Consider the following 5,587-nt stretch of genomic DNA (forward strand, 5'->3'; position numbering starts at 1 on the left):
CCCGATCGGGTGGCCGGCCTCGGTGCCGGGCGCCGACGCCTGTCGAGGGACCGGCGGCGGCAGGTTTCGGACACTCCACCGGAGTGCGCACACGTCTTCGAAAGAAGGCGCCGCCCTACCGGCACAAGGCCCGGTATGGTCTGGGGTAACCGTGGACGCGGGGTATCGGAGTCCCCTGCGCGAGGAGCCCCCAACGTGCTGATCACCCATGACACCGAGTGCGCGCTGAGCATCCTCGTGGAGCTGCTCAACACCGCACCCGAGGTGTGCGGTGCCGAACGGCTGCCGGACGTCGCCGCGCTCGACGCCTTCGTGGTCCGCCAGGAGATCAGCGAGATCGACTCGCTGACCGAGGCCGACCTGCGCCGGGTGCACCAGCTGCGCACCCGGCTGCGCGAGGTGTTCGGAACGGAGTCGACCGCCGAGGCGGCCGAGCTGGTCAACTCGATCGTCGCGGCCGCCGGGACGACGCCCCGGCTGACCAACCACGACGACCACGACTGGCACATCCACTACTTCGCTCCGCACGCCGCGCTCGGCGACCACCTGGCGGCCGAGCTGGGCATGGCGCTGGCCTTCATCCTGATGGCGGGCGAGCGGGAACGGCTGCGCCGCTGCGAGGCACCGGACTGCGCGCGGGTCTTCGTGGACCTCTCCCGCAACCGCTCACGGCGCTACTGCGACAGCCGCACCTGCGGCAACCGGCTGCACGTGGCCGCCTACCGGGCGCGGCAGCGGTCGGCGGAGGCCGTCCCCTCCGCCTGACCCACCCCTCCCGCGCGAGACGTCCGACCCACGGGGCCGTTCAGATCCCGCGCTTGCGGAGGATCTCCTCGATGTCGGCGAAGTCCCCGAGGCCGTCGTCCCGCTTGCCCGCGGCCGGCCGCTTCGGGGCCTCGGGGGCCGACGCCACCGCCGGGCGCTCGGGGGCCGGCCCGGCCGCGGCCGGGCGGTCCGGGGCGCCCTCCACCGGTGCGGCGCCGCGCCGGCCCAGTCGGCGGGTGGTGACCAGCAAGGCCACGGAGACGCCGAGCAGGCCGATGCCCGTCCACACCCTCGGGTCGAAGACCAGCTTGGTCGCCCAGTCGGCGAACTCCCGGCCGATCGTGCTCGCCAGCGGGAACAGGCCGGTGAGGTAGAGCCCGGCGGGCAGCAGGGCCACCGCGAACCAGCGGGTCGCCGACAGGAAGCGCCGTCGATAGGCCCGCAGCCCCGCGAAGGCCACCCCGCCCGCCGTGAGGATGAAGCTGATCGTCGCGCTCAGCACGGGACCACCCCTTCGCTTCCGGTCGTCCCTGTCATCGCTGCCTTCCTCTCGGTCCGCGCTCGGGCGCACCTCCGGCCGGAGCGGGCACCCACTAGTGGAACACTGGGGGAATGATCGATGGTTCCCTCCCCCGCCTCGAGTTCTGGTGCGACCTCCAGTGCCCGGACTGCCACACCGCGCTGGACGACGTACGGGCGCTGCGCGCGCAGTACGGCGACGCGCTGCCCGTGGAGCTGCGGCACTTCCCGCTGGAGAAGCACAAGCACGCCTACGCCGCCGCGGAGGCGGCCGAGGAGGCGTTCGCGCAGGGGCTGGGCTGGCCCTTCGTGGAGGCGCTGCTGGCCCGCACCGCGGAGCTGGCCTCGGGTGGGCAGCAGGTACTGCTGGACGTGGCCCGGGAGGTCGGGGCCGACGTCGAGGAGGTGGACACCGCGCTGATCGATGGCCGGCACATGCTGACCGTCGACGCCGACCAGGCCGAGGCCAAGGCGATCGGCGTCACGGGCACGCCGACGTACGTCATCGGTGGGAAGCGCCTCGACGGCGGCCGGAGCCAGGACGGACTGCGAGCCGAGATCGTGGCCGTGATCGAGGCGGCGAAGGCTTCCTGACGCCACGTCTGGTCACAGGCGCTTGCCGTAGAGGCGCTCGGTGACCTCGTAGCCCAGCGACTCGTAGAGCCGGACGGCGGTCGCGTTGTGGGTGAAGACGTTGAGGCCGAGGTGCCGCACTCCGGCGGCCAGGCACTCGCGTTCGGCGAGCAGCATCAGGGCGCGCCCGTGGCCCCGGCCCCGGTGGGCCGGGGTCACCTCGACGCCCATCACCCAGGCGAGCGGCTCGCCGTCCGGCAGGTCGCGCAGGCGCAGCTGGACCCAGATCGAGCCGTACGGGCCCTCCGTTCCGTCGGCGTCGTACAGCCTGCGCAGGACGACGCCGGGGGTCTCGACGCCCTGCGGGACCGGGTTCGGCGGGTCGTCGCCGCCGGTCCTGGCGCGGGCCTGTTCCTCGGTGAGGCCGGACTCGACGAGCGACCGCCGGAAGCTCGCCGCGGACCGGGCGAGCCAGTCGTCGAGGTCGGCCGGGTCGAACGGGCGGGCGCTCACCCCGGCGGGCGGGGCGGGGGCGGCGCCCAGGTGCTTGGACATGGCCAGGGACCGCTCGGCGTAGCCCAGGGTGGCGGCGAGCCCGCGGGCCGTTTCGGCGCCCCCGGGGACGGCGACGTCGACCCGGACGCAGCCCCAGGAGCGCAGTACCTCCTCGGCGGCCAGCCCGCCGAACGTGCCGCGCCCCCGGCCGCGCCCCTCGGTGATCTCCAACTCGGATATCTTGCCCCAGAGTTGACTGCCCTGCGGCTCGGCCGTGGTGCGCAGCGCGCCGACCGGGTGGCCGTTGGCGAGGATCAGCCAGCGTCTGGTGCGGCCGCCGGCCGCGGTGGGTGTCTCCGGGCCCTCGGGGCGCAGCGTGGTGGTCATGTGGAGGTCCCTTCCCTTCGGTCAGGGGGTTATCCATCCACCCGGGGGGCTCACGGGTCGAGGTCGTCTCCGCTGCGCTCGGCGAAGACGGCCATGGCCTTGGCGGTGACGGGGCCGGTGCCGGGCAGTTCGCGGTCGTCGACGCGGGTGACGGCCTGGACGTCGCGGGTGGTGGACGTCAGGAAGACCTCCTCGGCGTCCTGGAGGGCACCGAGCGGGAGGTCGGCCTCCTCGGCGCCGCACCAGTCGATGACGAGCTGCCGGGTGATGCCTGCCAGACAGCCGGAGGCGAGGGCGGGGGTGAGGAGGCGGCCGCCGAGGACCACGAAGACGTTGGAGCCGGTGCCCTCGCAGAGCCGTCCGGCGGTGTTGGCGAACAGGGCCTCGGAGGCGCCGGCGCGGTGGGCGGCGGCCAGGGCGACGACGTTCTCGGCGTACGAGGTGGTCTTGAGGCCGGCGACGGCGCTGTGCTCGTTGCGGCGCCACGGGACGACGGCGACGGCGGTCCGGTCGGGGCGGCGGCCGATCGCGTTGAGGGCGACGACCAGCGTGGGGCCGGTGGTGCCGCGCTCGGAGCTGAGCGGGCCGTTTCCGCCGGTGTAGGTGACGCGCAGGCGGCCGAGCGGTGCGGGGTTGGCGGCGAGGACCCGGGCGCAGGCCTCGCGGACCAGGTCGTGGTCGGGGTCGGGCAGGCCGAGGCCGCGGACGGAGCGGGTGAGCCGGTCGAGGTGGCGGGTGACCGCGAAGGCTTGGCCGTCGACCGTCTTCAGGGTCTCGAAGACGCCGTCGCCGGTGGTGAGGCCGTGGTCGAGGACCGAGACGGCCGCGTCGGTGGAGTCGACGAGGGCGCCGTTGACCCAGCTCGTGGTGCGGGTGTGCATCGGGTGCTGCTCCTAGGCGGTGGGGGCTCAGGCCCCGGTCGGGTCGGGTTCGCTGCCGGATTCGCTGCCCGACGCTATCGCGACCAGGCGGGCGGCCTTCAGCTCGGTTTCGGCCCATTCGCGCTCGGGGTCGGAGCCCCAGGTGATGCCGGCGCCGGTGCCGAAGCGCAGGACCGGCGCGCCCGGGTCCTGCCGGTCGATCCAGAAGGTGCGGATGCCGACGGCGAGTTCGGCTTCGCCGCGGTCGGCGTCGACCCAGCCGACCGCGCCGCAGTACGGGCCGCGCGGGGCGGTCTCCAGGGCTTCGATGATCCGCAGGGCGCTGGTTTTGGGGGCGCCGGTGACGGAGCCGGGAGGGAAGGTGGCGTCGAGGAGTTCGGGCCAGCCGGCGCCCTCGCGCAGGGTGCCCTCGACGGTGGAGACCAGGTGGACCAGGCCGGGGTGCTTCTCGACGGCGCAGAGGTCGGGGACGGTGACGCTGCCGGTCGCGCAGACCCGGCCGAGGTCGTTGCGGACCAGGTCGACGATCATCACGTTCTCGGCGTGGTCCTTGTCGAGCAGGTCGTGCTCGGTGCGGCCGGTGCCCTTGATCGGGCCGGAGGAGACGGTGCGGCCGGTGCGGCGCAGGTAGAGCTCGGGTGAGGCGGTGGCGATCTCGACGCCGTGCCCGGGCAGTCGGATGGTGCCGGCGTACGGGGCGGGGTTGCCGTGGGCGAGGAGGCCGGTGAGGGCGTCGACGTCGCTGTGGTCCGGGTCGGGCAGCGGTGCGGACAGGACGCGGCAGAGGTTGGCCTGGTAGACCTCGCCGGCGGCTATGTGCTCGCGGATGCGGCGGACGCCGGCGGTGTAGGCGGCACGGTCGAGGGAGCTGCGCCAGCTGCCGGCGTCCGGTCCGCGCCAGCCGGCTCCGGAGGGCGGGGCGGGGGCGGGACGGACGTCGTCGAAGCGGGCGCAGGTGAGGCGGCCCTCGAAGTCGTAGGCGACGGCCCAGTGGCCGGCGGAGTCGAGGGCGGCCGGGTCCGAGGTGACGTCGCGCAGTCCGGTGGCCAGGCGGCCGGCGAAGCGGGCGAGCGGGGTGCGGGGGTCGAGGTGGCCGGACACGGTTCTCCTGCGCGGTGGTGCTGGGGGGGGCGGTGCCTGAAGTGTAGGTCGGGGGGCGTGGGCCGGATCGGGCTCGCGCCCCCGCGTACGAGCAGGCGTGCGCGTCGCGGGGGTGTGCGCCGGGTGACCTGCGGATGATCGTCGGGAGCGCCACAGGTGGCGGCAGCCGACCGCCCGGAAGGGCTGACGGCACGGCACTCACCGGCCATCCCCTCGGCATGCTGCGGGAACGGATTTTTAGCTGGCCCGGGAATCCGCTAGAGTTCAACACGTCGCCAGGGAGCGCAGCCGAAGAAAAGCGGTGAAGATCCCGGGAGACAGGCGGACGTGGCTCAGTTGGTAGAGCATCACCTTGCCAAGGTGAGGGTCGCGAGTTCGAATCTCGTCGTCCGCTCGATGGAGAACGGTGTAAGATCGATCTTCATGTGTTGCCTGGTGGAGTGGCCGAGAGGCGAGGCAACGGCCTGCAAAGCCGTGTACACGGGTTCAAATCCCGTCTCCACCTCCAAGAGGTCCCCCCGGTTCGTCCGGGGGGCCTCCCCGCGCGATTAGCTCAGCGGGAGAGCACTACCTTGACACGGTAGGGGTCACTGGTTCAATCCCAGTATCGCGCACGTCGGATCCTCCGGGATCTGCTGCAGGACCGCCACATCAGGCGCGATTAGCTCAGCGGGAGAGCACTACCTTGACACGGTAGGGGTCACTGGTTCAATCCCAGTATCGCGCACAGTAACGGGCCTTCCGGGGCCTGCTGCAACACCGCCTCACCAGGCGCGATTAGCTCAGCGGGAGAGCACTACCTTGACACGGTAGGGGTCACTGGTTCAATCCCAGTATCGCGCACGTCGGATCCTCCGGGATCTGCT

Annotated in this window: 6 protein-coding genes and 5 tRNA genes; 7 read left to right on the forward strand and 4 right to left on the reverse strand. The window is 73.0% G+C overall.

What is annotated here, in order from left to right:
• Window positions 1-195: 195 nt before the first annotated feature.
• A complete protein-coding gene (locus ACFRMQ_RS37305; RefSeq protein ID WP_380735299.1) occupies window positions 196-765 on the forward strand; it encodes a CGNR zinc finger domain-containing protein in 570 nt (189 codons plus the stop codon).
• Between the two features lie 40 nt (window positions 766-805).
• Here ACFRMQ_RS37305 and ACFRMQ_RS37310 read toward each other — a convergent pair whose 3' ends face one another.
• Window positions 806-1,267, reverse strand: coding sequence for a hypothetical protein (locus ACFRMQ_RS37310; RefSeq protein ID WP_380735300.1), 462 nt, complete (start codon window positions 1,265-1,267; stop codon window positions 806-808).
• 110 nt (window positions 1,268-1,377) lie between these two features.
• On the opposite strand from ACFRMQ_RS37310, the gene ACFRMQ_RS37315 reads away from it, so the two are divergent.
• Window positions 1,378-1,878 (forward strand): DsbA family protein, encoded by a 501-nt coding sequence (locus ACFRMQ_RS37315; protein ID WP_380735301.1) that lies wholly within the window; start codon window positions 1,378-1,380, stop codon window positions 1,876-1,878.
• 12 nt (window positions 1,879-1,890) lie between these two features.
• On the opposite strand, the gene ACFRMQ_RS37320 is transcribed toward ACFRMQ_RS37315, so the two are convergent.
• From ACFRMQ_RS37320 to ACFRMQ_RS37330, 3 genes are read right to left on the reverse strand one after another with little or no spacing between them, the layout of a single operon-like run.
• A complete protein-coding gene (locus tag ACFRMQ_RS37320) occupies window positions 1,891-2,739 on the reverse strand; it encodes a GNAT family N-acetyltransferase (protein WP_380735302.1) in 849 nt (282 codons plus the stop codon).
• Window positions 2,740-2,789: 50 nt separating this feature from the next.
• Window positions 2,790-3,620, reverse strand: coding sequence for an aminotransferase class IV (locus ACFRMQ_RS37325; protein ID WP_380735303.1), 831 nt, complete (start codon window positions 3,618-3,620; stop codon window positions 2,790-2,792).
• A 27-nt stretch (window positions 3,621-3,647) separates the two neighbouring features.
• Window positions 3,648-4,721, reverse strand: a complete 1,074-nt coding sequence (locus ACFRMQ_RS37330) for a chorismate-binding protein (protein ID WP_380735304.1) — start codon at window positions 4,719-4,721, stop codon at window positions 3,648-3,650.
• 321 nt (window positions 4,722-5,042) lie between these two features.
• On the opposite strand from ACFRMQ_RS37330, the gene ACFRMQ_RS37335 reads away from it, so the two are divergent.
• The 5 genes from ACFRMQ_RS37335 to ACFRMQ_RS37355 all read left to right on the forward strand — a co-directional run bounded on the left by ACFRMQ_RS37335 (window position 5,043) and on the right by ACFRMQ_RS37355 (window position 5,564).
• A tRNA-Gly gene (locus ACFRMQ_RS37335) sits at window positions 5,043-5,115 on the forward strand.
• A gap of 40 nt (window positions 5,116-5,155) precedes the next feature.
• A tRNA-Cys gene (locus tag ACFRMQ_RS37340) sits at window positions 5,156-5,229 on the forward strand.
• Between the two features lie 34 nt (window positions 5,230-5,263).
• Window positions 5,264-5,335, forward strand: a tRNA-Val gene (locus tag ACFRMQ_RS37345).
• 41 nt (window positions 5,336-5,376) lie between these two features.
• A tRNA-Val gene (locus ACFRMQ_RS37350) sits at window positions 5,377-5,448 on the forward strand.
• A 44-nt stretch (window positions 5,449-5,492) separates the two neighbouring features.
• Window positions 5,493-5,564: transfer RNA gene (locus tag ACFRMQ_RS37355), tRNA-Val, on the forward strand.
• Window positions 5,565-5,587 lie beyond the last annotated feature (23 nt).

Source organism: Kitasatospora sp. NPDC056783, from assembly GCF_042789895.1.
GTDB lineage: Bacteria > Actinomycetota > Actinomycetes > Streptomycetales > Streptomycetaceae > Kitasatospora.